The organism is Aeromonas sp. CA23, from assembly GCF_002587065.1.
Taxonomy (GTDB): Bacteria; Pseudomonadota; Gammaproteobacteria; order Enterobacterales; family Aeromonadaceae; genus Aeromonas; species Aeromonas bestiarum.
Window position 1 is genome coordinate 540,492 of sequence record NZ_CP023818.1, and the last position, 25,269, is coordinate 565,760.

General features: G+C 64.1%; 23 protein-coding genes and 1 pseudogene. 11 read left to right on the forward strand and 13 right to left on the reverse strand.

What is annotated here, in order from left to right:
• The first annotated feature begins 41 nt into the window (after positions 1 to 41).
• Together CK910_RS02505 and CK910_RS02510 are read left to right on the forward strand one after the other, a co-directional pair.
• On the forward strand, positions 42 to 1,310 hold the full coding sequence (locus CK910_RS02505) for an O-acetylhomoserine aminocarboxypropyltransferase/cysteine synthase family protein (RefSeq protein WP_098980897.1): 1,269 nt from the start codon (positions 42 to 44) through the stop codon (positions 1,308 to 1,310).
• Between the two features lie 106 nt (positions 1,311 to 1,416).
• Positions 1,417 to 2,043: a glutathione S-transferase family protein gene (locus CK910_RS02510; protein WP_098980898.1), complete on the forward strand. Its 627-nt coding sequence runs from the start codon at positions 1,417 to 1,419 to the stop codon at positions 2,041 to 2,043.
• A 211-nt stretch (positions 2,044 to 2,254) separates the two neighbouring features.
• Here the strand turns inward: CK910_RS02510 and CK910_RS02515 are convergent, their stop codons facing one another.
• Complete coding sequence (locus tag CK910_RS02515; RefSeq protein WP_098980899.1) at positions 2,255 to 3,430, reverse strand: iron-containing alcohol dehydrogenase; 1,176 nt, start codon at positions 3,428 to 3,430, stop codon at positions 2,255 to 2,257.
• A gap of 196 nt (positions 3,431 to 3,626) precedes the next feature.
• Between CK910_RS02515 and CK910_RS02520 the strand changes: the two genes are divergently transcribed.
• A complete protein-coding gene (locus tag CK910_RS02520; protein ID WP_098980900.1) occupies positions 3,627 to 4,208 on the forward strand; it encodes a hypothetical protein in 582 nt (193 codons plus the stop codon).
• A 249-nt stretch (positions 4,209 to 4,457) separates the two neighbouring features.
• On the opposite strand, the gene CK910_RS02525 is transcribed toward CK910_RS02520, so the two are convergent.
• Positions 4,458 to 4,910: a hypothetical protein gene (locus CK910_RS02525; RefSeq protein ID WP_098980901.1), complete on the reverse strand. Its 453-nt coding sequence runs from the start codon at positions 4,908 to 4,910 to the stop codon at positions 4,458 to 4,460.
• A 465-nt stretch (positions 4,911 to 5,375) separates the two neighbouring features.
• On the opposite strand from CK910_RS02525, the gene CK910_RS02530 reads away from it, so the two are divergent.
• A complete protein-coding gene (locus CK910_RS02530; protein WP_098980902.1) occupies positions 5,376 to 6,848 on the forward strand; it encodes a C69 family dipeptidase in 1,473 nt (490 codons plus the stop codon).
• Positions 6,849 to 6,910: 62 nt separating this feature from the next.
• Here CK910_RS02530 and CK910_RS02535 read toward each other — a convergent pair whose 3' ends face one another.
• The 3 genes from CK910_RS02535 to CK910_RS02545 are packed head-to-tail and all read right to left on the reverse strand — an operon-like array spanning position 6,911 to position 8,510.
• Entirely contained in the window at positions 6,911 to 7,657 is a 747-nt protein-coding gene (locus tag CK910_RS02535) for an SDR family oxidoreductase (RefSeq protein ID WP_098984964.1), read from the reverse strand.
• A gap of 56 nt (positions 7,658 to 7,713) precedes the next feature.
• Positions 7,714 to 7,959, reverse strand: coding sequence for a DUF3624 domain-containing protein (locus CK910_RS02540; RefSeq protein ID WP_098980903.1), 246 nt, complete (start codon positions 7,957 to 7,959; stop codon positions 7,714 to 7,716).
• Positions 7,956 to 8,510 carry a GNAT family N-acetyltransferase gene (locus CK910_RS02545; protein ID WP_052449206.1) on the reverse strand — a complete coding sequence of 185 codons (555 nt, stop codon included), beginning with the start codon at positions 8,508 to 8,510 and terminating at the stop codon, positions 7,956 to 7,958. The genes CK910_RS02540 and CK910_RS02545 overlap by 4 nt, the downstream gene beginning before the upstream one ends.
• A gap of 186 nt (positions 8,511 to 8,696) precedes the next feature.
• On the opposite strand from CK910_RS02545, the gene CK910_RS02550 reads away from it, so the two are divergent.
• Both CK910_RS02550 and CK910_RS02555 read left to right on the forward strand, forming a co-directional pair.
• A complete protein-coding gene (locus CK910_RS02550) occupies positions 8,697 to 10,139 on the forward strand; it encodes a RimK family protein (protein WP_098980904.1) in 1,443 nt (480 codons plus the stop codon).
• A gap of 24 nt (positions 10,140 to 10,163) precedes the next feature.
• Positions 10,164 to 10,700, forward strand: a complete 537-nt coding sequence (locus CK910_RS02555) for an MgtC/SapB family protein (protein ID WP_172955214.1) — start codon at positions 10,164 to 10,166, stop codon at positions 10,698 to 10,700.
• 55 nt (positions 10,701 to 10,755) lie between these two features.
• On the opposite strand, the gene CK910_RS02560 is transcribed toward CK910_RS02555, so the two are convergent.
• Both CK910_RS02560 and CK910_RS02565 read right to left on the reverse strand, forming a co-directional pair.
• Entirely contained in the window at positions 10,756 to 12,372 is a 1,617-nt protein-coding gene (locus CK910_RS02560; RefSeq protein WP_172955215.1) for an alpha-amylase family protein, read from the reverse strand.
• A 123-nt stretch (positions 12,373 to 12,495) separates the two neighbouring features.
• Entirely contained in the window at positions 12,496 to 14,463 is a 1,968-nt protein-coding gene (locus CK910_RS02565; protein ID WP_098980906.1) for a TonB-dependent copper receptor, read from the reverse strand.
• Here CK910_RS02565 and CK910_RS23590 point away from each other — a divergent pair.
• Entirely contained in the window at positions 14,462 to 14,716 is a 255-nt protein-coding gene (locus tag CK910_RS23590; protein ID WP_157774587.1) for a hypothetical protein, read from the forward strand. The genes CK910_RS02565 and CK910_RS23590 overlap by 2 nt on opposite strands.
• Here the strand turns inward: CK910_RS23590 and CK910_RS02570 are convergent.
• Positions 14,709 to 14,966 carry a DUF2442 domain-containing protein gene (locus CK910_RS02570; protein WP_043556947.1) on the reverse strand — a complete coding sequence of 86 codons (258 nt, stop codon included), beginning with the start codon at positions 14,964 to 14,966 and terminating at the stop codon, positions 14,709 to 14,711. The genes CK910_RS23590 and CK910_RS02570 overlap by 8 nt on opposite strands.
• Positions 14,967 to 15,225: 259 nt before the next feature.
• Between CK910_RS02570 and CK910_RS02575 the strand changes: the two genes are divergently transcribed.
• Entirely contained in the window at positions 15,226 to 17,190 is a 1,965-nt protein-coding gene (locus CK910_RS02575; RefSeq protein ID WP_098980907.1) for an LTA synthase family protein, read from the forward strand.
• Positions 17,191 to 17,254: 64 nt separating this feature from the next.
• Here CK910_RS02575 and CK910_RS02580 read toward each other — a convergent pair whose 3' ends face one another.
• On the reverse strand, positions 17,255 to 17,725 hold the full coding sequence (locus tag CK910_RS02580; RefSeq protein WP_042868783.1) for an Lrp/AsnC family transcriptional regulator: 471 nt from the start codon (positions 17,723 to 17,725) through the stop codon (positions 17,255 to 17,257).
• Positions 17,726 to 17,882: 157 nt separating this feature from the next.
• Here CK910_RS02580 and CK910_RS02585 point away from each other — a divergent pair, with 157 nt between their 5' ends.
• A complete protein-coding gene (locus CK910_RS02585) occupies positions 17,883 to 18,401 on the forward strand; it encodes a cyclin-dependent kinase inhibitor 3 family protein (RefSeq protein WP_098980908.1) in 519 nt (172 codons plus the stop codon).
• Between the two features lie 17 nt (positions 18,402 to 18,418).
• Here CK910_RS02585 and metA read toward each other — a convergent pair whose 3' ends face one another.
• A complete protein-coding gene (gene metA, locus CK910_RS02590; protein ID WP_098980909.1) occupies positions 18,419 to 19,363 on the reverse strand; it encodes a homoserine O-acetyltransferase MetA in 945 nt (314 codons plus the stop codon).
• 143 nt (positions 19,364 to 19,506) lie between these two features.
• Here metA and CK910_RS02595 point away from each other — a divergent pair, with 143 nt between their 5' ends.
• Positions 19,507 to 20,745: an HD-GYP domain-containing protein gene (locus CK910_RS02595; RefSeq protein ID WP_098980910.1), complete on the forward strand. Its 1,239-nt coding sequence runs from the start codon at positions 19,507 to 19,509 to the stop codon at positions 20,743 to 20,745.
• A 58-nt stretch (positions 20,746 to 20,803) separates the two neighbouring features.
• Positions 20,804 to 21,967, forward strand: coding sequence for a competence/damage-inducible protein A (locus CK910_RS02600; RefSeq protein WP_098980911.1), 1,164 nt, complete (start codon positions 20,804 to 20,806; stop codon positions 21,965 to 21,967).
• Between the two features lie 44 nt (positions 21,968 to 22,011).
• On the opposite strand, the gene CK910_RS02605 is transcribed toward CK910_RS02600, so the two are convergent.
• The 3 genes and pseudogenes from CK910_RS02605 to CK910_RS24565 all read right to left on the reverse strand — a co-directional run bounded on the left by CK910_RS02605 (position 22,012) and on the right by CK910_RS24565 (position 25,099).
• Positions 22,012 to 23,106, reverse strand: coding sequence for an ABC transporter permease (locus tag CK910_RS02605; protein WP_042868772.1), 1,095 nt, complete (start codon positions 23,104 to 23,106; stop codon positions 22,012 to 22,014).
• 106 nt (positions 23,107 to 23,212) lie between these two features.
• A complete protein-coding gene (locus tag CK910_RS02610; protein WP_098980912.1) occupies positions 23,213 to 24,142 on the reverse strand; it encodes an ABC transporter ATP-binding protein in 930 nt (309 codons plus the stop codon).
• Positions 24,135 to 25,099, reverse strand: a pseudogene (locus CK910_RS24565) (HlyD family secretion protein). Before CK910_RS24565 ends, CK910_RS02610 begins: the two are co-directional and overlap by 8 nt.
• Positions 25,100 to 25,269: the final 170 nt, after the last annotated feature.

Here is a 25,269-nt window from a genome sequence, read left to right on the forward strand (position 1 = left end):
TCTATAACTGCTACCCAGCAACATCCAACAAGGAGTGTGTGATGAAAGATGCGACCCTGGCCCTGCACCACGGCTTTTCCCACGACCCCACCACCAAGGCCGTCGCCGTACCCATCTACCAGACGGTGGCCTACGAGTTCGACAGCGCCCAGCACGGGGCGGACCTGTTCAATCTGGCGGTGCCTGGCAACATCTATACCCGCATCATGAACCCCACCAATGACGTGCTGGAACAGCGGATGGCCGCGCTGGAGGGGGGCATTGCCGGTCTGGTGGTCTCGGCGGGTTCCGCCGCCATCACCTACGCCATCCAGGTGCTGACCGCCGCCGGTGACAACATAGTCTCCACGCCCCAGCTCTATGGCGGCACCTACACACTGTTCGCCCACATGCTGCCGAGCTTCGGGGTCGAGGTGCGCTTCGCCAGGGATGACAGCGCCGAGGCCATCTCAGCCCTCATCGACGACAAGACCAAGGCGGTCTACTGCGAGAGCATAGGCAACCCGGCGGGCAACATAGTCGACCTGGCCGCCTTCGCCAAGGTGGCCCACGCCCGTGGCGTGCCCCTCATCGTCGACAACACGGTCGCCACCCCTGTGCTCTGCAAGCCCATAGAGCACGGCGCCGACATAGTGGTGCACAGCCTCACCAAGTACGTGGGTGGCCACGGCAACTCACTGGGTGGCGTCATCGTCGACTCGGGCAAGTTCCCCTGGGCGGATAACGCCGAACGCTTCCCCCAGCTCACCCAGCCCGAACCCTCCTACCACGGCGTGGTCTACACCGACGCCTTCGGCCCCGCCGCCTTCATCGGCCGGGTGCGCACTGTGCCGCTGCGCAATACAGGTGCGGCGCTGGCCCCCATGAACGCCTTCCTGCTGCTGCAGGGGCTGGAGACCCTGAGCCTGCGCATGGAGCGCCACGTGGACAACGCCCTGCGGGTCGCCCACCACCTCAAGCATCACCCCAAGGTGGCCTGGGTCAGCTACGCCGGACTGCCGGGCCACCCCCACTACCTGCTGGCGGAGAAGTACATGGCCGGCCGCCCCTCGGCCATTCTCTCGTTCGGTCTGAAGGATGGCTACGAAGCGGGCGTGCGCTTCTACGATGCGCTCAAGATCTTCAAGCGGCTGGTCAATATCGGCGACGCCAAGTCGCTGGCCTGCCACCCCGCCTCCACCACCCATCGCCAGCTGAGCGAAGCCGAGCAGGCCAGGGCGGGTGTGAAACCGGAAATGATCCGGCTGTCGGTGGGGATCGAAGCGATCGAGGACATATTGGCGGATCTGGATCAGGCGCTGGAGGCCTGAGCCAACCGACGAGAGAGCGGGCATCTGCCCGCTCTTTTTTATCCGCCGGTGAACCACGCCCCTCGCCCGTTCGTACACACCATCCTGCCACCGAATCGAGGTTCCCATGATAGTCCTGCACCACCTGAACAAGTCCCGCTCCCAACGCATCATCTGGCTGCTCGAAGAGCTGGGGCTGCCTTACCAGATCAAGGCCTACCAGCGCGACGCCACCAGCTTTCTGGCGCCGCCCGAACTCAAGGCCATTCACCCCCTCGGCAAGTCGCCTGTCATCGAGCTGGAAGGCCGCGTGCTGGCAGAGTCCGGCGCCATCACCGAGTACCTGATCGCCCGATACGCGGCCGACAGGCTGGCGCCGGCCCCCGATAGCCCCGACTACCCCGAGTACCTGCAGTGGCTCCACTTTGCCGAGAGTTCAGGCATATTGCCGCTGCTGCTGGACATGTTCGTGCGCAAGGATGGCAGCCCGATGCGCTTCCTGCCGGACTACGCCAAGGCGGAGTGTGCCAAGGTGCTGGGCTATCTCAATGAGGTGCTGGCAGCCCGCCACTATCTGGTAGGGGATCGCCTCTCCGGTGCCGACATCATGAACTCCTTCCTAGTGGATCTGCTGGCCCAGGGCGGCCAGCTGGCCCAGTTCCCGCATCTGCTGGCCTACTGGCAGCGACTCAACACCCATCCGGCCCGCCAGAAGGCGGCGGCACTGGAGCGCGAGCTGGATCTGGGCGCCTGACCCTCTGCCCTCAGCGCCTCACCCCTGAATGCAAAACGCCCCGACAACCGGGGCGTTTTCTTTTCAGCTCGTCAGCCAGATGATCAGAGCGCGTGGGAAAGGATCCTGGCCGCACTTATTGTCAGGATCGCCCCTTGGCCAAGGACCTCAGGCCTAGAGGGCGTGAGAAAGGATCCGCGCCACTCTGATTGCGAGGCGCAAGTCCCCTGACTTAAAGCGCGTGAGAAAGGATCCTGGCTACCTTGTCGGGATCTATGTCCTGCTGCTCCCCCAGCGTGGTCAGGCCGAAACGCTTGAGGTTGGAGCAGATGCCGGGGATGCAGCTCTCGCTCAGGCCGTAATCGGCGAGACGGGTGCCCACCCCCATCTGCCGGAAGAATTGCTCGGTGCGGATGATGGCCTCCTCGATGCGCAGCGCCTTGTCCTCCCGGCTCGAATGCCAGACCCGCTCGGCGAACTGGGCCAGCTTCTCCTGCTTCTGGGCCGATTGCTCACGCAGCAGGGAGGGCAGCACCACAGCCAGACTCTGGGCATGATCCAGCCCGTGCAGCGCGGTGAGCTGGTGGCCGATGGCATGGGTGGACCAGTCCTGCGGCACGCCGCGGCCGATGAGACCGTTGAGCGCCAGACTGGCGGCCCACATCAGGTTGGCACGCACCTGGTAGTTGGTGGGCTCCGCCAGCGCCTTGGGGCCGTTATCCACCAGCACCTGCAGCAAGCCTTCCGCCAGCCTGTCCTGTACCTCGCCCCCCACCGGGAAGGTGAGGTACTGCTCTATGATGTGGACGAAGGCATCCACCACCCCGTTGCCGATCTGACGGGTGGGCAGGCTGTAGGTGGTGGCGGGATCCAGCACCGCAAACACAGGCTGCACCAGCGGGTTCATGAAGGAGAGTTTGGCCTCCCCCCGGCTCACCACGGCGGCGGGATTGCTCTCCGAGCCGGTGGCGGGCAGGGTCAGCACGCAGCCCAGCGGCAGCGCCGCCTTGACGGGTGCCTTGTGCAGCAATATCTCCCAGGGATCCGCCCCCTCGAAGCAGGCCGCGGCGGCCACGAACTTGGTGCCATCCACCACGGATCCGCCGCCGACCGCCAGCAGGAAGTCGATGCGCTCGCGCTTGACCAGCGCCACAGCCTCCATCAGCTGATCGTACTGGGGGTTGGCGCCGATACCGGGGAACTCCTGCCAATCCCTCCCCGCCAGCGCCTGGGTCAGTTGCTCATAGACGCCGTTCTGCTTGATGCTGCCGCCGCCGTAGAGCACCAGCAGGCGGCTGCCCACCGGGATCAGATCGGGCAGGCTGGCTATCTGGCCTTCACCGAAACAGACGCGGGTAGGATTGGCATATTGGAAGTTGTACACGGCAGAGCCCTCGCTTGAATGCATGCAGGGAATTGTGCGCCTGTGGCGTCATGAGGTCAAAAAACGGGAGCTGGCTATCAAAACACGCATTGCGTTCGAGTCCGGCGGGGTGGCCAGGCGCGGCTCTGCTATGGTCTGTCAGGAAGGCGGTGCCATGCCCCATCAGGACCCACATGCCCACCCCCTCTCATCCTCATTTTCCCGTCATAAGGTCTGAAACATGAAACTGAAGCATGCATGGATTGCCGGTCTGCTCTCCCTCTCGACCTGTCTGGTGCAAGCCGCCGAGGTGGTCACCGAAGTCGCGACCGCCCCGGGCAAGGCCAATCTGGTGGAAGCCGTGACCGCCCAGGCGACGGTGACCGCCATCGACATGGCGAGCCGCAAGGTCAGCCTGAAGAATGCCGCCGGTGAGGCGTTCGACATAGTCGCAGGTGAGCAGGTCACCAACCTGCAAAACCTCAAGGTCGGCGACGTGGTGGCGCTGAAATACCTGCAGATGCTGGATCTGGAACTGCTCAAGGGCACGGCAGGCGTCAGACAGCGCGTCGTCGAGGTGGATGCGGACAAGGCCGCCGCGGGCCAGAAACCGGGGGCCGGGGTTGGCGTCAAGGTCACACTGTACGGGGACGTCATCGCCGTCGACAAGGCGCAGCAGACGGTCACGGTCAAGGGGGTGGATCACACCCTGGTGCTCAAGGTGCACAACCCGGCGCAGTTTGCCCTGATCGCCAAGGGGGATCAGATCAAGGCCGTCCAGACCCAGGCGGTGGGCATCGGCATAGTGCCCGAGAAAAAATAGTACCCGAAAAAAATAGTGCCCGAGAAAAAATAAGCAGCGAATCCTCTGCCGGCGCAGCCTGGGCCGCACTGGCAGGCTCAGCCAGATCAAAAAGGGAGCGGCATCCGCCCTCCCTTTTTTGCTGCCTCTTTTGTGGCGCCAGCATGCCCATACGTTGCCAGGTCATCAACCCGGCCATGACGCCCAGACAGGGGCAACGGCTTGCCCCCGACGACCAGGGATTGCCGTTAGAGTCGCGCAGGCCATCACTCAGGCGCTCTTGGTCTCTTCCTTTGGCTCGCTCTTCTTGCCGGTGAGGCGATCCATGGCATCCTGCAGCATGGCGTCCCGCTGCTCGTTCAAGGCCTTGCTCTGCTGTTCGCGCTCCTCGGCAGAGAGCTGCTTGTTGTCGGCTATCTCCTTGAGCTTGTCTTCTATCTCGTTGAATTTTTTGCGATCAAACCCCAGCGCCTTGTCCACCAATTGCTGCATCATGCCCCCCTTGTCTGAACTGATGTCCAGCGCCGGCGGCAGCTTGCTGTTCTTGGCCAGGTGCTCATAGGTGAGCGTCTGCTGGGCCTTGCTGGTCAGCCGCTGGGAGGAGAGGTTGACCAGATCCTCCCAGCCGCCCCCCTGACCCCCTTCGGCACCGCTGAGGGTGGCGAGGGCGCGGGAATTGGACGCACTCTGGGCAAGCTGCTGGCTGTAGGGTTTGATATCCATGGGGGCTCCAGTCTGCATGCCGATCCGGCATGACGAGGTCGCTGATTCGATGGCATGAGGCGCCAGGCCCCATCATTGGCAATAAAACCAGCAAGTTGCAGGCCAACTTGCCAAATTGGTGCAGATCCCGGCCCGCATGGGCTCGCAGGCTTACTGATGGCCATCCCGACGTCAGAATCATGACGCTGCGCTGTCCAATCGGCAGATTCTGGTGCATATCGCTGCCATTTTCATGCTTTACCAGACAAAGCAAAGGAACGACTCATAGATCACAAAACAAACAACCATCGGGGCATACAATTTCGGCGCACAAAACGACCAGCAAGCAGTGTTATGGATGAAATGTTTGCGTCATCGACCATGAGCAGCACGATCCCCCGGCAGCGTATCGGCGGCTGATCGCACTGCGGCAGACCTGCATCCCACCGCCTGGCTTTCACTCACAGTTACGCTTCGGGCAACCCCATGAAAAAACACACCTTGAGTCTTCTCTCCGCCACCCTGCTCACCCTGCTTGGCACCAGTGCCGACGCCTGTACCGGCCTCATCGTCGGCAAGGGCGCCAGCGCCGACGGCAGCGTGATGATCGCCAGAAACGAGGATTTTGGCGTCAACAACTGGAACAAGTATTTGGCCTTCCGACCCGCCCAGCAAAACGAGGGCAAGGTCTGGATGCTGGGCAACGGGCTGGAAGTGCCCATGCCCAAGGCCTTCCTCGCCTACTCAGCCATTCGCGACTGGGACGCCGCCACCAGCGACCCGGCGGGCAAATATTATGAGGAGCGCGGCATCAACGAGCTCAACGTCGCCCTCTCGGCCACCACCAGCGCCGAGGTCAACGACAAGGCCCAGAAAGCCGATCCGCTGATCGAGAAAGGAGTCATAGAAGCCATCATCCCCACCCTGATCCTGCCGCAGGCCAAGAGCGCGAAAGAGGGGGTCGAACTGCTCGGCCGCTATGTGGAGCAATATGGCGCCGGTGAGGGCAACAGCCTCTATCTGGCGGATGTGAACGAGGCCTGGCTGATGGAGATAGGCTCAGGCCACCACTGGATCGCGGTACGGGTGCCTGACGACAGCTACGCCATGGTGGCCAACGGCCTGCGCATCCACGGCGTCAATCTCGACAGCGCCGATGTGCTGCACTCCCCCAGGCTGCTGGAGTTCGTGCGCGAACATAAACTGCTCGATCAGGCCGACCCCAAGGATTTCAACTTTGCCAAGGCATTCGGGGTGATTGCCGACCCCTACAACGTGGATCGGGAGTGGCTCGGCCAACAGCTGCTGACCGCCTCCCATCAGCAGGCGACCCGGCAGGCGCAATACCCGCTGTTCATGAAGCCGGACGCCCCCATAGCCGTGCCGGACGTGGCCAGGGTGCTGAGCGCCGCCTATGAGGGCACGGCGCTGGCGGGCAAGGCGGAGCGGCCGATCCGCATCGATCGCCAGCTGGAATCCCACGTCATCCAGCTGCGCAAGGAGATGCCCAAGGAGCTGCAGGGGCTCATCTGGCAGAGCTACGGCGTGCTGGCCGAGTCGGTGATGGTGCCGCTCTACAGCCCGCTGGAGTCTTACCCCCTGCCCTATCGCAGCGGCAGCGACAGCTACTCCGATGATTCCGCCTACTGGCAGTTCCGCAGCCTGACCGCGCTGGCCAATACCAACCCGGACAAGTATCTGCCGCTGCTGCGGGGGGTCTGGAGCAAGGAGAGCACCAAGCTCTACAAGGAGGTCGCCCTGCTCGACAAGACCCTCAAGCAGAGCTATGCCAGCGACAAGGCGACGGCGCTCGGGCTGGCCGCCGACTACTCCTACGGCCAGCTGGAGCAGACCTACCAGATGGCCAAGGACCTGCGCTACAAGCTGATGACGGATCTCACCAAGAGCAGCGAGAAGAAGTATTCGGAGGAAGAGTTCAAGAAGATCATGAGCCTCTGACCGGCTCTGCAAAGCAAAGAGGCACCCTTGGGTGCCTCTTCTCATTTCGTCAAACGGGAAGCTCAGCGACGGCTGATCTGGAGCGGACCGAAGGTCTGGGCCACCGGCATTATCTCTATGCTGTTGATGTTGACGTGGGCGGGCTGCTGGCTGACCCAGAGCACAGTATTGGCGATGTCTTCCGGCTGAATGGCCTGCACCCCTTGGTAGACGGTGGCCGCCTTGGCGTCGTCGCCGTGAAAGCGCACGTTGGAGAACTCGGTGCCGCCGCACAGACCTGGCTCCACGTTGGTGACGCGGATGGCGGTGCCTGCCAGATCGGCGCGCAGGTTGAGGCTGAACTGTTTCACGAACGCCTTGGTGGCACCGTAGACGTTGCCGCCCGGATAGGGATAGGTGCCGGCGATGGAGCCGATATTGACCACGTGGCCGCGATTGCGTGCCACCATGCCCGGCAGCAACAAGCGGGTGAGCAGGGTCAGACCGCTGATGTTGGTGGCTATCATCTGCTCCCAGTCTTCCAGATCCGCCTTGTGGGCCGGCTCCAGCCCCAGCGCCAGACCGGCGTTGTTGACCAGCAGATCCACCTGTTGCCACTCGGCCGGCAGGCCAGCGATGGCGGCTTGAGTCGCGGCCTTGTCCTGCACGTCGAACACCAGCGGCAGGAACTGCTCGCCCAGCTCATCGGCCAGGGCGGCCAGCCGCTCGGCACGGCGACCCGTGCCTATCACCTGGTAGCCCGCGTTCACCAGCTGGCGGCTGATGGCTTCACCAAAACCGGACGAGGCGCCCGTTACCATTGCTATCATCTGAACCTCCATATCTACACCGATATTGTTATTTATGTATTTGAATCCAATCTGATTCATTCATCGCTCAATTCACGCCCGGTCACCTTGCGCCAGACAAATACCAGCAGATGGAGCAGAAACAGGCCCGAGCCCCCCAACGCGAACAGCAGGCCGGTGAGGGCATTGACCGAGGTATCGGCGCCAAACCACCACCACGCCAGCCAACCGAGCATGCCGATGACGAGAGTCTGGCCGGAGCAGACAGAACAGCGCCCCAGCTTGGCCTTGATGGCGGTGGCCAGACAGTCATCACAGCTCATGCCGATCCTCCGGATCCATGGCCGCTCAGGGCGCGGGCTTGGCGACACAGGGCGGCTTGTACACTGCGGCGCTGGCGCCTGAGGGTGCGAACCTCGTCGCTCACCAGCGGCAACACCAGCCGGTGGGCATGCTGGTCGCGGCCATAATAGTCCGGCAACCTTTGCTGAGCCTTGAATCCCAGCGCCTGATAGAGGGCCAGCGCCTCTTCATTGGCATCACCCACCTCGAGGCGCACTGCCCCCCAGCCAGCCTCGCGCCCCTCCCGGATCACCTGCTCCAGCAGACGACGGGCCCAGCCCTGGCGACGGATGGTCCAGCGGATGGCGAGGGTCTGGATCACCAGTCGATCCCAGCCCCTGTGCTCCAGCAGACTGAGATAACCCATCAGCTGATCCTTCTCATCCAGCACCAGCAGGGTGCGTCCCTTGGCATGGGTAAGCAGATAGTGCCAGCGGCTGCGGCCAAAGGCGACTTCGGGGGGAAAACAGTAGCGTTCCAGCTTAACGATGGCGCCCAAATCATCGGTTCGGGCCGCTCGTACGGTCAACACGGGGAGTCCTTGTTCGGTTATTTATCTTCAGCACCAGAAATGCGACTTGTATCACAAGTTACCAAAGCAGAATATTAGGCACTGTAACCTCTTGTTTCCCCTCGCGCCATTGTCGTGCTTGTCGGTGCATCGAAGCCCACTGGGGATCCTGCCATTCAAGGCAGCCTGATCTGTGGAGCCGAAAATATGAGTACCTACGTCATAGTCGAAGAGCCGGGCGACTGGCCTTGCCATGCCGATTATCTGCTGACCGCCCGCACCTATCTGCAACACGGCGTGCCGACCACAGGCGGCCGACCCCGCATCATCAACCTCTGCCGCAACCTGGAGCACCTGAGCGCGGGCTACTACTGCTCCCTGCTGGCCCAGGCCCGTGGCCACCACTGCCTGCCGGGATTGCAGGCCATCAGCGTGCTGCAACCCCAGCAGCCGCCGGCCAAGCTGTGGCGCAAGGTACAGGGCTGGCTGGCCCAGCAGAGCGAGGATCGCATTCGGGTGCGCGCCATCTTCGGCCAGAGCGAACAGAACGAGCTGGCGGGGCTGGCCCGCTACTACTATGGCTTGAGCCAGCTTCCGCTGCAGGAGCTGACCCTCAAACGCGGCCGCCACGGCTGGTCTGTGCGCCAGCAGCAGAGCCTGTCGCCCCTGGAGTTGAGTGCCAGCGAGAAGGCGCTGATGCTGCACCACGCCCAGGCGCTGGTCGGTGCCGGCGATGAGGAGCAGGCGGCCCCGCTCTACCAGCTCGCCATCCTGGTAGATCCCGATGACGGCCGCGCCAGCAGCGACGCCCTGGCGCTGGATCGCTTCATCCGGGCCGCCGCCGCCCAGGGGATCCAGGCCGAGAGGCTGGCGCCGTCCGCCATCGAGCGATTGCCGGAGTTCGATACTCTCTGGCTGCGTTCCGAAACGGCGGTCGGCCACTACACCTTCGAATTTGCCCGCCGCGCCGAGCAGCTCAAGATGCCGGTCATCGACAGCTCCCGCGCCATCCTCGCCTGCAGCAACAAGCTTTACCTCTACGAGCTGATGGTGCGCAGCGGCGTACCCATGCCACCCACCATGGTGGTGACCCGTCGTGGCCGCCATCAGGTGGACGAGCTGGTGCAGCGACTCGGCCTGCCGCTGATGGTGAAGATACCCGACGGCGCCCAGGGGCGGGATCTCGCCATGGCCAGCGACGCCCAGCAGCTCGCCCGCTTGCTGGACGAGGGGCTGGGCCGCTCCGCCCTGCTGCTGGTACAGAGCCGGATCCCCGCCGAATTCGACTGGCGCATCGGCTTTCTCGACGGCTCGCCGCTGTTCGCCTGTCGCCGCTACCGGCCCGAGCCGGGCAACCGCATCCGCCGCCGCAAGCATCCCCTCGACATGAGCCGGATCGAGGCACTGCCGCTCACCGAAGTGCCGGAGCGGGTGTTGCAGACCGCCAGGCGCGCCGTGCACCAGCTCGGCAATGGCCTGTTCGGGGTGGATCTGCGCCAGCAGGATAGGGACTGCGTGCTGCTGGAAATCATCGACAATCCCTGGATACGTGGCGATATTGAGGACAGGGAGGCAAAGGACCTCTACGAGCGCCTGGCCAGGGCCTTCCGGCAACGGCTGGAAAACCGGGGGCAGAGCGCGGCAGGATAACAAGCATCGACAGCAGAGGTGATTATGATGACAACGGATTGGTGGGACATAGCGCCCCTTGGCTGGGAGAACATCCTGGCCTGCCTGGTGTGTGGCACGCTCGTGGGGCTGGAGCGGCAACTACGCGGCAAGCCGGTCGGCATCCGCACCTCCTCGCTCATTATTCTCGGCACCTACTGCTTTCTCGCCATAGGTGCCGCCGTCAGCCCGGAGAGTGCCGATCGGGCGCGGGTGCTGGGCCAGCTCATCACCGGCATCGGCTTTCTCGGCGCCGGTGTCATGATGACCCGGGATGGTCAGGTATTGGGGGTGACTTCGGCCGCCACCGTCTGGATGCTGGCGGCCCTCGGCGCCCTCATCGGCATGCAGATGCTGCACCAGGCCGTGCTGCTCACCGGCGTCACCCTGGCCATACTGGTGGGGGTGGATTATCTCGAAACCAGCTTCAAGAGCCTGCGCCGCGGCGTGCACAACCGGCTGGAGAGCTGGCGCCACGGCAATAGTCACGCCCCCGCCCCCAACGCCCATCAGGACGAGCTGGGCAGCGGCATAGAGAAGTAACCCGCCACAATGAACAAGGGCTCCAGATTGGAGCCCTTGTTGTTACTCGCCAGCCTTATTGCAACAGCAGGAAGCGACCGCTCAGCGGCGGCAAGTCCACCGTAACGCTGCTGCCACCTATGGCCAGACTCTCGCCGCTCTGCAGATCCAGCAGGGCGCTGCCGCTGCGCAGCTTGCCGACCGGCAAGGCATAGCTCTGGGGCGTGCTTGAAACGTTGAGCAGGTAGACTATCTGCTCCGCCGCCGTCTGCTTGATGTCGCCATAGACGCTGCCATCGGCCACCAGCTTGACCCGCTCACCCTGATAGAGGGCGGGATGCTTGGCACGCAGGGCCAGCAGCTGGCTGAGCCACTGCTTGAGCTCGGCCTGCTCGCCGCTTGGCACAAAGCCGGTGGTAACCGGCACCTTGCCGTCGCTGCGGGCCACGTGATCGTCACAGAGCCCCTGGGCCGCACAGTCGCCGTTCACCTGCGCCGCAAAGCCTGGCACCTCGTCGCCAAACTCCTCGCCGTAGTAGAGGGTGATGGGGCCGGAGCGGGCCGCCAGGAAGCTGAAGGCCGCCTTGTGGCGCTGCCAGTAGTCCGCCGGATTGAAGTTGCCGCGCTCCAGCAGATCGCCGAAACGCACCAGATCGTGGTTGCCCAGCATCAGATTGGGCATGGCGTGATCCGGGTAGTTCTCCACCTTGTTCCAGCTGGCGTCGAGCACGCTGGCGCCCTGGCCACCCTTGCCGGACTCCTCCACCGCCAGCGCCTGCACCAGGCCGTAACGCAGCGGGAAGTCGAACGCCGAGGAGAGCGCCGGATTGTCGCTCGGGCCATAAGCCTCTGCCCGGATCTCGTCGGCCCCCTTCCACACCTCGCCCACCAGGTAGCCGAGCGTACCCCACTGCTGACCGGCCGCCTTGCGTGCCGCGCTGGCCTGCTCGACCTCGCCACGAATGGCACGCCACTCGTCCAGCCCCAGCTGGTAGGCCTGATCGAGACGCCAGCCGTCGATGCCGTACTGCTCGACCCAGTAACGCGCCACCTCCTTGAAGTAGGCCAGGCTCTGGGGCTGGCTGTAATCCACCAGCTGGCCCGGATAACCGGCACCGCCGCTCTTGAGGGCGGGCAGGCGCCCCTCTGGCGAGGGCTTGCTCACCCCCACCTTGTTGACGTGACCGAACACGCCGTCGAGGAAGACGTAGAGGCCACGCTGATGCGCCGCCTCCACCAGCTTCTTGAGCTGGGCATTGCTGCCGAAGTTGGGATCCACTGTGAAGAAGTCGCAGGCGAAGTAGCCGGTGGCATCCAGTTTGTCATCCCCGCCCTGACCGGCGCAGGAGTCGAATACCGGGGTGAGCCAGATGGCGTTGACGTTGAGACTCTTGATGTGATCCAGGCTGTCGATGATCCCCTGCAGATCGCCGTTGTGCCGGGAGGGGCCGTAGCCGACGCCGTAGTTGGCGGCGCTGTCGCCATCGACGAAGGACTCCACCATCACCTGATAGGTGCGCAGGTTGCAGGCGGGCTGATCATTGCCGTAGCAGACGCGGCTGGCGGTGGCAGGCGGCGGATTGACCACGGGGGGCTGGGGTTCGCTGCTGGATCCCCCGCCTCCGCTGCCGCAAGCCGTCAGTAACAGGGCGGCCCCGATCAGGCCGCCATAGCGCAACGTTCCTTGTTTCATTGTTATGTTCCCGCTGTAGTGGTATCGGCGCACAAGGCGCCACTCCGGGGCCATGATAGCGGCCCCGCCAGCACGGGTCTGTGACTGAAAACGTTACCCGGTTCAGTCGGTTGGCGTGTCTGCCTAGAGCACGCCGGCGGAGGCGAAACGGTAGTTGAGGGAGAGCCAGACGGCGCGGCCCGGTTCCGGGATGCGACCCACCTGTTCATAGCCCAGCCCCGCCTGACTGGCGTGCACCGACTTGGAGAGGTGCTCGTAGTAGAAGGTGTCGAACAGGTTGTCCACCCCGGCCGACAGCTGCCACCCCTCTGCAAACTGCCAGGCACCGCTCAGGTTCAGGGTGAAGAAGCCGGGGGTCCCCCCCTGATCCTGACCGGCGACTGTGCCGGACCCCACGTCCACCCGATCCTGCGCGGCAACGGCGCGGCCAAGCAGGGTGAGGTTCCACGCCTCGGCCGGCTGCCAGCCCAACGCCAGCTTGCCATCGAGCGGCGGCATCTGGGCCAGCGGCTGGTTATCGCTCTGGTTTTCGCCATAGACCAGTGCCAGGCCGCCATCGAGGCGCCACTGCTCGGCAAACTGCCAGCGCCCTTCCAGCTCGCCGCCCCGGGTCCGGGCATCTATGTTGCGCACCTTGTTCGACTTGTTGTTATAGAGCAGGTAGTCCTGGATGTCGGCGCTGAACAGGGAGAGGGTCAGATCCAGTTCGCGGCTGCGCAGGGCCAGCCCCGCATCCCACTGACGGCTGCGCTCCGGGTTGAGGGTGAAGGGGACGCTGTCCTTGCTGCGCTCCCAGTAATCCGGCGCCCGCTCGGCCTGGCCCCAGGCCAGATAGCTCGACCAGGCCGGCGACCACTGGTATTCGTAGCGGCCAAAGCCGCTGTCCAGGGTCAGGGTATCGCTGTAAAGGGTCTGATCCCCAGCGCTATAACGGGTGGTCTCGACCCTGTCCTGCCGGTAACCCCCCTTGTAGCCGTGGGCCCCCTGCTGACGGCCCAGCTCGACGAAGCCCCCCTGCTGCTCGAAACGCAGGGTGCGCTGACGCGGCTGGCTGGCGTAATCCACCCCGCTGCGGGCCCTGTGCTGATCCCGGTTGGCATCGAGCCCGGCGGTCAGCAGCCAGTCGGCCGGCAGGGCCAGGTCGTTGGCCCAACGCCCGCCTGTGTTGCGCCGATCCGGGTTGGAGAGCATCTTCATGCCGCTGCTTTGTCGCAGGCTGAAGTTGTCCATGATGTGGTCTATGTCGTTGTCCCACAGGGTCAGCTCGCTGCGCTGCCAGTGGCTGCTGATCTGCTCCTGCCTGAGCTTGAGGCCGAAGGACTCCCGATCGAACATGGGGCCGTCCATGGTGCGATCCGCATAGGCGGCGCGGGCGTTGCTGCGCTCGGCGGTGAGTTCGAGCCAGGTGTGCTCCCCCGGCGTCCAGCCCAGCTGGGCTGTGCCGTTCTCCCGGCGATAGAAGGAACGCACCCTGTCGCCGTGGCCATCTCGGTAGTCATCGCTGTCGGAGTGGGTGAACTGGCCGCGCAGATACCCCTCGGGCGCACCGACTGTGGCGTCCAGCATCTGGTCGTCGCGCCCGAAGCTGCCATAAAGCGCCGAGGCCTCGGCCTTGACGCCGGGGGCGGTGAACTCGGGTCTGTCCCGCTCGAACAGCACTGTGCCCGCCAGGGCTGCGCCCTGCTCGAGGGATTGCGGCCCCTTCAGCACCCGGATCCGGTCGAAAGATTGGGGAAACACATAGGCGGTGGAAGGATCCATGCGGCCGCCGCAGCCGCCGGCCAGCATGCCGCCATCCATCTGCACGTTGAGACGGGACATGCCCATACCCCGCAGCACAGGGTCGCCCCCCAGTCCGCCCTTGCGCACCATGCTCATGCCGGTGACGTTCTTCAGATAACCGGCGCCGTCGGCGGCAGGCATGGGAGAGCCCGGTTTCTTGGGATCCAGGGTCACTTCCAGGGTGCTGGCGGGGCGACTGGCGACCACCACCATGGGTTCCAGCTGCTGGACCTGCTCCTGACCGGCGGCGCCGTGGCAGGCGAGACCGCCCACCAGCAGGGCCAGCGGGGTGCGCATATGACAAGCCATGTTTATTCCTTATCTCTTTGTTTATTTTGTTTTTCTCATCTCACCCAACAAACCTTTCAGCTGGGGAAAGGTTTGTCATCCGGCCGCAAAAAAGGCCTGCGGCGGGAGGCGGCAAGCCTTGACGGGCAAAGCTGGGAGAGGGGTTGGCAAAATGTTGCGCAGGTTTTACCCAAATTGGGTAGAGAAGGCAAATGAACAAACATTCCAGTTACAGGAATCTGGGGATGGCTCACAAAAACAGGGGGTTAACTGAAAGCCTCCCGCTCGTTGATGGGTCTGATCAGGTGATAGACCTCGTGGGCCGACAGGGTGCAGCCGGCAGGCCACTCCAGCTGGTGGTGACGATTGATGAAGACCCGGGCGCAACGCCGCTCCGAATCCAGCGCCGCAAACAGGGGCTGCGCGCGCCAGGGGGTCAGGTCCAGCGCCCCCGTGGTGCCGTCGGAGAGCACCACGAACAGGCGCCATCCCTGCAAATATTCCACATCGATAAAGACCGGCATCCCTTCGGCTCCGATTGAGAAAATTCGGCGTCATTATAGGGAAGCGGCCTACATGACTTTGCAAGGGAGATCACAGTTTCCCCAGCCGTTTATGCTGTCTTGGATCCCTGCTCGCCCTCACATAAAAATCATAAATCGTGCCAAAACATCCTTTTAAACGGCACCTACACGCAACCTTTCCCCTGACCCGCTGTCATAACCCTGCAATATAAAAACAATGTGCCCGAGGACGGGTGCAAACAGGCTTGTAGGAACAACAATGACCACTATCAGACAATGGCTGGGACCGTTTTGGCCCATTGCCGTTTTTTCATTGATCGCGCTCGTCTCTCTCTCCGTCAGCCGACTCGGCCTCGGCTTCTGGCAACTGGAACGGGTCGACGCCGTCGCCGGCTGGCAGGAGATGCTGCTGCAAGGGCTGAGGGTCGATTTCGCCACCCTCTGCTGGCTGTGGGGTGTGCCCGCCATGCTGACCCAGCTGCTGGCAGGGCCCCACCCGATCGGTCGGGCCTGGCTGCAGATCATCCGGGTCTGGCTGACCCTGGGGCTCTGGCTGATGCTCTTCCTGGAGATCTCCACCCCCTCCTTCGTGACCGAATACGGGGTCAGGCCCAACCGCCTCTATGTGGAGTACCTCATCTATCCGAAGGAGGTGCTCTCCATGCTGTGGGCCGGCCGCAAGGGAGAGCTGCTGGCCGCCATGCTGTTCAGCCTGCTGACTCTGGGCGGTGGCTGGTGGCTGAGTGGGCGCCTGCTGCGCGATCTCACCTTCCCGCGCTGGTACTGGCGGCCCGCCTTCGCCCTGCTCATTCTGGCCATAGGCTTTCTCGGCGCCCGTTCCAGTCTGGGCCATCGCGCCCTGAACCCGGCCATGGTGGCGTTTGCCAGCGATCCCCTGATCAATGCACTGACCGTCAACTCCTCCTACTCCCTCTTCTTCGCCATCAATCAGATGGACGATGAAGAAGATGCCAGCCAGTTCTACGGCAAGCTGCCCCAGGCGCGTATCCTGGCGCTCATTCGCCAGGAGAGTGGCCGCGAGCCCCACGAATTCAGCTCGGCAAGCCTGCCCAGCCAGACCTTCAACGAAGCCAGCTATATCGGCAAGCCGAAGAACCTGGTGATCCTGCTGCAGGAGAGCCTGGGTGCCCAGTTCGTCGGCTCCCTCGGCGGCCTGCCGCTCACCCCCAATCTGGATGCACTCGCGCAGCAGGGCTGGGCCTTCGAGCAGCTCTACGCCACCGGCACCCGCTCGGTGCGCGGCATAGAAGCCGTGCTGACCGGCTTCACCCCCACCCCGGCCCAGGCCGTGGTCAAGCTTGGCAAGAGCCAGACCAACTTCTTCACCATCGCGGATCTGCTCAAACAGCGGGGTTATGACACCAGCTTTATCTATGGCGGCGAGAGTCACTTCGACAACATGCGCAGCTTCTTCCTCGGCAACGGCTTCACCACCATAGTCGAGCAGAAGGACTTCAAGAACCCGGTGTTCAAGGGGGCCTGGGGTGCCTCGGACGAGGATCTGATGGCCAAGGCGGACGAGACCTTCCAGGCGCTGCACAAGGAGGGCAAGCCCTTCTTCAGCCTGGTGTTCAGCTCCAGCAACCACGATCCGTTCGAATTCCCGGACAATCGCATCGCCCTCTATGAGCAGCCCAAGCAGACCCGCAACAACGCGGCCAAGTACGCCGACTACGCCATCGGTGAATTCTTCAAGAAGGCGAAGCAGTCGGACTACTGGAAGGACACCCTGTTCCTGGTCATCGCCGATCACGACAGCCGGGTCGGCGGTGCCAGCCTGGTGCCCATCCCCCGCTTCCACATTCCCGGCGTCATCGTCGGCGACGGCATAGCGCCGAAGCAGGATCCCCGTATCGTCAGCCAGATCGACATGGCGCCGACCCTGCTCTCCCTGATGGGGATAAGCGCCGACTACCCCATGCTGGGCAAGGATCTGACCCGGATGCCCGCCGACTGGCCGGGGCGCGCCATCATGCAGTACGACAAGAACTTCGCCCTGATGCGGGGCAAGGACGTGGTGATACTGCAACCCGAGCGCCCGACAGAAGGCTTCATCTACGAGGATGCCACCGAAACCCTCACCCCGGCGGCGCAACCGGATGCCATGAAGGATGCCGCGCTCGGGCTGGCGCTGTGGGGCAGCCTGGCTTATCAGAAAGGGCTCTACCAGACGGCGCCGGATACCCAGACTGCGCTGAACTGAGCCCGCCGCCGCAATAACATAAAACCCGCCGATTGGCGGGTTTTATGTTGGGCGCAACAGGGGATCAGGTGTTGAGGAAACAGGGCAGCGAGCGGCTGAACCTGTGTTCGAACACCAGCGAGGTCTCGAGGTGCACCACCTCCTCCCGGGAGGTGAAGTGATCGAACACGAAGTTGCGCAGATGCTCGGTATCGGCGACGCAGAGGTGCACCAGGAAATCATCCTTGCCACCCATGTGAAACAGGCTGATCACCTCGGGCAGCGCCAGTATGGCGTCGCGGAAGGCATCGATGATCTGGCGGCTGTGACGCGCCAGTTGCAGCGAGACCATGGCCTGGATATGGCCACCGAGCGCCTGGTGATCCACTTCGCAATGGGCGCCCTTGAGCACCCCGTCCTGTTGCAGCTTGCGCACCCGCTCCAGGCAGGTGGACGGCGCCACACCGACCAGGGCAGCCAGATCCTTGTTGGTCATGCCCGCATCGCGAAACAGATGGGCCAGGATATCCAAATCCAGTTGATCCAGGTTTCTCATCTTAACTCCTTGAACCGATCAATTTTTTAGACTCTGCCCGTAAACCGGGCCGAACACAACGCAGATTGACATCGGGGCCGCGCCCCCTATGCTTTGGCGCACTCAGAAACCGGCCATGCCGGCTCGCCTCGCCCTTGCTGGCCTCATAAGGACCTTTATGCACCCGTCTCACCCCTTCTGGAGCCAGGAAGTGCCCCGCGTCGATGGCCAACTGCTGCTGACCCCCTGCCCCGGCACCCAGCAGGTGGCGCTGCCACTGGCACTGGATCAGCTCAGGCTGGCGGGAGCCCATGGCGTGCTGACCCTGATGACGGAGGCCGAACTGGCCCGGCTCGCACTGAGCCAGCTTGGCCCGCAGGTCGAGGCGAGCGGCATGCGCTGGTTCCACCTGCCCATCGAAGACGATCAGGCCCCCGATGCCGCCTTCGAACAGGCCTGGCAACAGGCTCTGCCGCAACTGACCGGCCTGCTGCGCGAGGGCAAACACCTGGTCATCCACTGCAAGGGGGGCAGCGGCCGCACAGGTCTGGTCGCGGCCGCACTGCTTGTCTCCCTCGGCCAGCCACAGCAGGAGGCCATGGCCGCCATCCGGGCCCACAGGCCCAAGGCCTTCACCCTGGCGGTGCATCGCCAGTGGCTCGACGCCCTGACCGCACGACGGGAGCGGGCCGACTGAGCCCGCCACTCTGATCCTTACTTGGGCTGCTGGTAGGTAAACACCTTGCCTATGTCCTCCACCCGATAGCTGGTGAGCTGATAGACGTAGTAGTTGAGCCAATTGGAGAACAGCAGGTGGCCGTGACTGCGCCAGCTGGCGCGCGGGGTCTGGCCGGGATCGTTGTTCGGGTAATAGTTGACCGGGATGACGGGCTCGAGCCCGGCCGCCAGATCCCGCCGGTACTCCCCATCCAGAGTCAGGACATCATATTCAGGGTGGCCGGTGACGAACACCTGGCGGCAATCCTTGGTCGCCGCCAGATAGACACCGGCTTCCTCCGACTCGGCAAAGATCTGCAGGTCGGTGTGGGCGCGGATAAGATCCCCATCGAACGCTGCGTAACGGGAGTGGGGCGCCACGAACTCGTCGTCGAAGCCGCGTAGCAACGGCTCATGCTCATCGAGCCTGTGATGGCGATAGATGCCGGAGAGCTTCTCGCCGTGGGTCTGTTTTTCCATGCCATACAAGGCTTTCAGCGCCGCCTGCACCGCCCAGCAGAGAAACAGGGTCGAGGTCACGTGCTGATGGGACCACTCTATGATCTCGACGATGCGCGGCCAGTAGACCACCTCCTCGAACTCCACCAGCCCGAGCGGCGCTCCCGTGATGATCATGCCGTCGTAGTTGTTGGCCCGCACCTGTTCGAAGTCGTGATAGAAGTTCTCCAGGTGTGCCTGGGGCGTGTTCTTCGACTCCCGATCGTCGATGCGCAGCAGATCCACGTCCACCTGCAACGGCGAGTTGGAGAGCATCCGCATCAGCTGGATCTCGGTTTCAATCTTCTTGGGCATCAGGTTGAGGATCAACACCCGCAACGGGCGTATGTTCTGAGTGACGGCCCTGGATTCCGTCATCACGAAGATGTTCTCCTGCCCCAGCACTTCGGCGGCGGGTAACTGATCCGGGATCTTGATCGGCATGCTTACTCCCTGTACTGCATCGGTAAATATGTCTGGACATCCAGAAGCCTATAATAAAGCGTCTACCCTGTCATCAGATACCTTTTGTATTCACCTCCGCCTTTGACTAGCATACGGCTCATGTGTCTCTCGCAGCCAAGACAATGACAGGTATCAAGATTTCCGTAGACCGACTGCAAGTCGGCAATTTCGTCTCTCTGCCACTGGGTTGGCGCGAACACCCCTTCCTGTTTTCCAGCTTCAAGCTCAAGACTGAAGAGGAGATAGAGCTGATCCGCCGGCTCGGCCTCAAGCTCGTTACCATCATCCCCGACAAGAGCGATGCGCCGCCCAAGCCGCTGAGCCAGATCCAGCCGCAACCGGTCGAGGCGCCGGACACTTCCCAGCGCCAGGCCGAGATGCAGCTGGAAAAAGAGCGCCGCATCGAGCAGTTGCAGCAATATCGTCGCGACTTGCAGCAGTGCGAGAAGCAGTTCCAGCAGTCGCTGGCGCAGGTGCGCAGCGTGATGAGCAAGATCCAGTCCCGCCCCCTCAACGCCATCGGCGAGGCGCAGGAGCTGATCAACGCCATGACGGAGCAGCTGCTGTCGGTGGACGAGATGGTGCTGCACCTGGTCTCCGACAGCGAGGATGGCAACAACCTCTACTTCCACTCCCTCAACGTCAGCGTGCTCAGCATGCTGCTGGCCAAGGAGTGCAACATGTCGGCCGACGAGATCCGCCAGGTCGGCATGGGCGCCCTGTTCCACGACATCGGCAAGCTGAAGATCCCGAGCCAGATACTGCGCAAGACGGAGCCGCTGACCAAGCCTGAGCAGAACCTGATGGCCCAGCACCCGCGCTACGGCCTGGATCTGCTCAATCTGGCCAAGGATTTTCCGGCCGGGGCCAAGGGAATCGTGCTGCATCACCACGAATACCTGGATGGCAGCGGGCCCGAGGGGCTCAAGAAGGGGCAGCTCGACCCCCTCACCCAGATGGTGTCGCTGATCAACGAGTACGACAACCTCTGCCACCTGCAGGCCAAGGTGCCCTACTCGGCCCTGAGCGGCCTCTACAAGCAGCGCAAGGCCCAGTTCAACCCTGAATACCTCAGCATGCTGATCCGGCTGATGGGCATATACCCGCCCGGCAGCGTGGTGCAGCTCTCCAACGGTCAGGTAGGCCTGGTGATGTCGGTGAATGCCTCCCGCCTGCTCTACCCCTCTGTGCTGGTGTACGATCCCCGCATCCCGCGCCAGGAGGCGGCCATCATAGATCTGCAACAGGCCGAGCTCTCAATCGCCAAGGTGATCCACCCCAAACGACTGCCTCCGGCGGTGTTCGAGTACCTCAATCCACGTACCCGGATCAGCTACTACTTCGAACACGCCAAACCCTGATTGTCCCGGCCATGGTTCATGGCCGCCCCAGTTCAGGTCCCCAGCCCAAGGAGCCCCCATGCGTATCGAGATCATCAGCACCGGAGACGAGATAGTGACGGGTCTGGTGGTGGATACCAATGCCGCCTGGCTCAGCGCCCTGCTGCTGGAACAGGGCTGGCAGGTGCGCCGCCGCGTCACAGTGGGGGACAACCTCGCCGATCTGAAAACAGTGCTGCAGGAGAGCGCCAGCCGCGCCGAGGTGGTGCTGGTGTGCGGCGGCCTGGGCCCCACCGCCGATGATCTCACCGCCCAGGCGGCGGCCGAGGCGTTCGGCCAGCCCCTGGCCCTGTTCCCGGACTGGCTCGCCACCATAGCGGCCCGCTACGCCAGCCGCGGCCGGCCCATGCCCGCCAGCAACGCCAAGCAGGCCTGGCTGCCGCAAGATTGCGAGATCCTCGACAACCCGGTCGGCACCGCCTGCGGCTTTGTGGTCACCCACACAGGCCATCAGGGCCAGAGCCAGCTCTTCTTCACCCCGGGCGTGCCGTTCGAATTCAAGCAGATGGTGTACGAGCAGATCTTGCCGCGCCTCAAGGCGCTGGCGGGCGCGCAGACCGATACCGAACTGCGCCGCTTCTACAGCTTCGGCATCTCGGAGTCGGCCCTCTCCGACATGCTGGATGCAGCCCCCTGGCCCGCCGGCATAGAGCTGGGCTACCGCTCCTCCATGCCGCTGATCGAGCTGAAACTCATAGGCCACGGTGCCAGCGCCGCCGACATGGATGCCGCCGAGGCGCGACTGCTCGCGGCGATCCAGCCCTGGCTGGTGGGACGGGGGGATGAGGAGCCTGCGCGGCAGATCCTGGCCCTGCTGGGGGAGAGGCCGCTGACCCTGCTGGAGGGGGAGAGCCGGGGTGCCCTGCTCGCCCTCTGCCACGACCATCCCCGGCTTGAGGCCGGCTTTCGCGGCGATGTCGCCAGCGAGCTGGCGCAGTTGGAGGCAAGGAGTGAGGGGCTGAGCCTGACCATGGGATGGGAGGGGCCGGACGGCGTGCCGCTGCTGCTCTGCGTCAATGGGCAGCAGATCGGCCAGACGCTGAAGGCCAGCCACCCGGATCCCGAGAGCCGACGCAAGATCCTCGCCTTCGCCGCCCTCGACATGCTGCGCCGTCAGCTGCAAGGCTTGCCTGTGCTCGGCGACTACCGCACCCTGGCCAGAACGGCGCAGCGCGGCAGCTAGGCATCAAATGCCGGTATCCGCCAAATCGGGCACAGGCAAACGCCTCAATCCAGACTCTTCTTGAACCTGTGGGCGGCCAGGGTCAGCACCAGCAGGGTGAAACCGGCCAGCCAGAGCACGTCCGGCAGCAGCTCAGACAACTCACCACCCCGCAGCACTATGCCCCGGATCAGCCGCATGAAGTGGGTGGCCGGCAACACCTCGGCAATCCACTGGGCCGGCACCGGCATCCCCTCGTAGGGGAACATGAAGCCCGACAACAGGATCGAGGGCAGCAGGATGAACACCGTCATCTGCATCGCCTGCAGCTGGGTCTGTGCCAGGGTGGAGATGAGCAGCCCCAGGGTCAGGCTGGCGGCGATGAACAACAGGGTCGCCAGCAGCACCTGACTCAGGGCGCCGTTGACGGGCACATCGAAGATGAGGTGGCCGAGGCCGAGTATGATGGCCACCTGGACCAGCCCCACCCCGATATAGGGCAAAATCTTGCCCAGCATCAGCTCCATCGAGCTGACCGGGGTGGTGATGAGCAGCTCCAGATTGCCGCGCTCGCGCTCGCGCACTATGGCCGCCGAGGTGAACATGATCATGGTCATGGTGAGGATCACCCCGAGCAAACCGGGCACTATGTTGACCGCCGAGCGGCGGGCCGGGTTGAAGTAGAGCACAGTCTCGAAGGTGGGCGGTGCGGATTCAAGCCCAGGTTTCAGATCCGACAGCGGCATGTTGCGCAGCCCCAGCAGGGCCCCGGCTATCATGGTGTCCGAACCGTCCACCAGCCACTGGCCCGCCGTCTCGCCGGCGCTGAGCCGGCGGCTCAAGTCGGGAGGCAGCACCAGCACGGCCCGCACCTCGCCCCGGGTCAGCGCCGCTTCGGCCTGCTGCACTCCCACGTAATGGTGTTCGATGCGCACCACCTGGCTCGCCTTCACCGCCTCCACCAGCAGCCGTCCCGGCACGCTCTGGCTCATCTCCACCAGCCCCACAGGTATGTGGCGCACATCCGTGTTGATGGCGTAGCCAAACAGCAGCAGCTGGATCAACGGGATCATGACCACCATGCCAAAGGTCAGCCTGTCCCGCGCCAGCTGCCTGAGTTCTTTCTGGGTAATGGCCCAGAGCCGTCGCAGACTGTTCATCGATTCCCCCCCACCGGGCTCACCACCACAATGCCGAACGCGAGCCTGTCTCTGGCCAGTTGCCGCAGCTCTTTCTGGGTGATGGCCCAGAGCCGTCGTAGACTGTTCATGCCCTTGGCTCCTGCCCGGTGCAGCTGACGAACACATCCTCCAGGCTGGGTCTGACCAGCGCCATGGCGGCACCGGCCAGCGCCGGGCAGGCCTGCTGCAACCAGGTCACAGGCTCGGCCAGCTCCTTGTCCACCAGCACCCGCAAGCGCTGACCGAGCTGGGCGGCGGATCGCACCGGCGCCAGCTGCACCAGCTGCTGCTTGAGCAGCCGCAGGTCGCTGGCCTGCACCTCGACCACCCGGGTGCTCATGGCATCCATCAGCGCCTGGGGCGAGCCCTGGGCCCGCACCCGCCCCGCCTCCATGATGGCCAGCGCATGACAGCGCTCCGCCTCGTCCATGTAGTGGGTGGTGACCAATATGGTGGTGCCCCCTTCGCTGAGATCGAACAGCTTCTCCCAGAAATCGCGCCGGTTTTGCGGATCCACCGCCGAGGTAGGCTCGTCGAGCAGCAGCAGATCCGGGCCGTGGATCACGGCCGCCGCCAGCGCCAACCGCTGCTTCTGGCCGCCGCTCATGGCGCCGGCCCGCTGCCGGGCCAGCGCGGTCAGCTCATAGGTGGCCAGCAGTTCGTGCAGCCGGGCGCTAAGCGCAGCCCCCCCCATGCCGTGAATGCGGCCCATGAATTCCAGGTTTTCCCAGCTCGTCAGCTCGTCGTAGAGAGAGAACTTCTGGGTCATGTAGCCGATCCGGCGTTTGAGTGCCTCGGCCTGCTTGGGAATGCTGAGTCCCAGCACCTCCACCTCTCCCGCCGAGGGGGTGAGCAGGCCGGTCAGCATGCGCAGTGTGGTGGACTTGCCGCAGCCGTTGGGGCCGAGAAAGCCGTGGATCTGCCCCCTGGGCACGCAGAGATCCAGCCCGTCCACCGCCAGGAAATCACCGAAGCGGCGGCTCACTCCCTGCGCCCGGATCGCCAGTTCACTCATGGCCCGCCCTCTCATCGCCGGGCTCCGCCTGCAACGGCAGGCCGCTCGGCAGATCCTGCGCCCCGTTCGGCAGATCTATCTCGGCCAGATAGACCAGCCGGGCTCTGTCCTGTTCGTTGAGGGCATAGTAGGGGGTAAAGGCGGGCTCTTTCGAGATCCAGCGCAGCCGGCCCATGAGCGGCTCTGCCACCCCGTCCACCCGCACCCGTACCGGCTCGCCGAGGCGGTAGCTGGCGAGGGAGGGCTCGGGCACATAGACCCGGGCGTAGGGAGCCTGATCCGCCTGAATGGCCGCCAGCACGGCACCGACCGATACCCGTTCACCTGATAGGGCAGGCTGTCGAGCCGGCCGCTGCGAGTGGCGACGATGGAGAGATCCGCCAGCTCCCGCTCGGCCAGCGCCACTTCGGCCCTGGCGGCCTGCAGGGCCGCATCCGCTTCGTCTATGTCTTCGCTGCGCACGCCTCGGGTCAGCTTGTCGAGCTGCTGGCGGGCCCCGTCCTGTTCGGCCAGGGCGCCGTCACGCAGGGCGCGGGCCTTGTCGAGATCGGCCGGGCTCACCAGCTTCTGGCGCACCAGTCGATCGATGCGCTCGAAGTTGCGTTCGCTCTCCCTGACATTGGCCTGCGCCTTGTCGAGGCTGGCCCGGGCGGCGGCTATGTCTTCCGGCCGTTCGCCATTGGTCATGCGGGCGAGGGCCGCGCGCGCTTGCGCCTCTTGGGCACGGGCACGGGCCAGCACCGCCTGCTGGCGGCGATCGTCGAGCCGGGCCAGCAGGGCCCCCTCAGCCACCTGACTCCCCTGGGCCACCGGCAGGGCGCGAATGATCTCGCTGGCGGTGGCGGTCAGCAGCACCCGATCCCGCTCCAGGGTGCCGAGTGCAATGGTGGACACCTGCGGCTGGCAGGCGGTGAGCAGGCCCGTCAGGGCCAGGGGCAGCAGACAATGACGCAACATCGATACTCCTCTCGCGGCGGGCCAGACTTACCGATGCAAACCACCACCGGGTTCAGGGCCGGCACGTCTCTCGCAGACCTGCGGGCTTCTCGTGCCGTCAGCATACCCGCTGTCATCCCTGATTTCCTCGTCCCAGCTCACCCATTTGTGCTTAGTTCGTTGACCAAAAA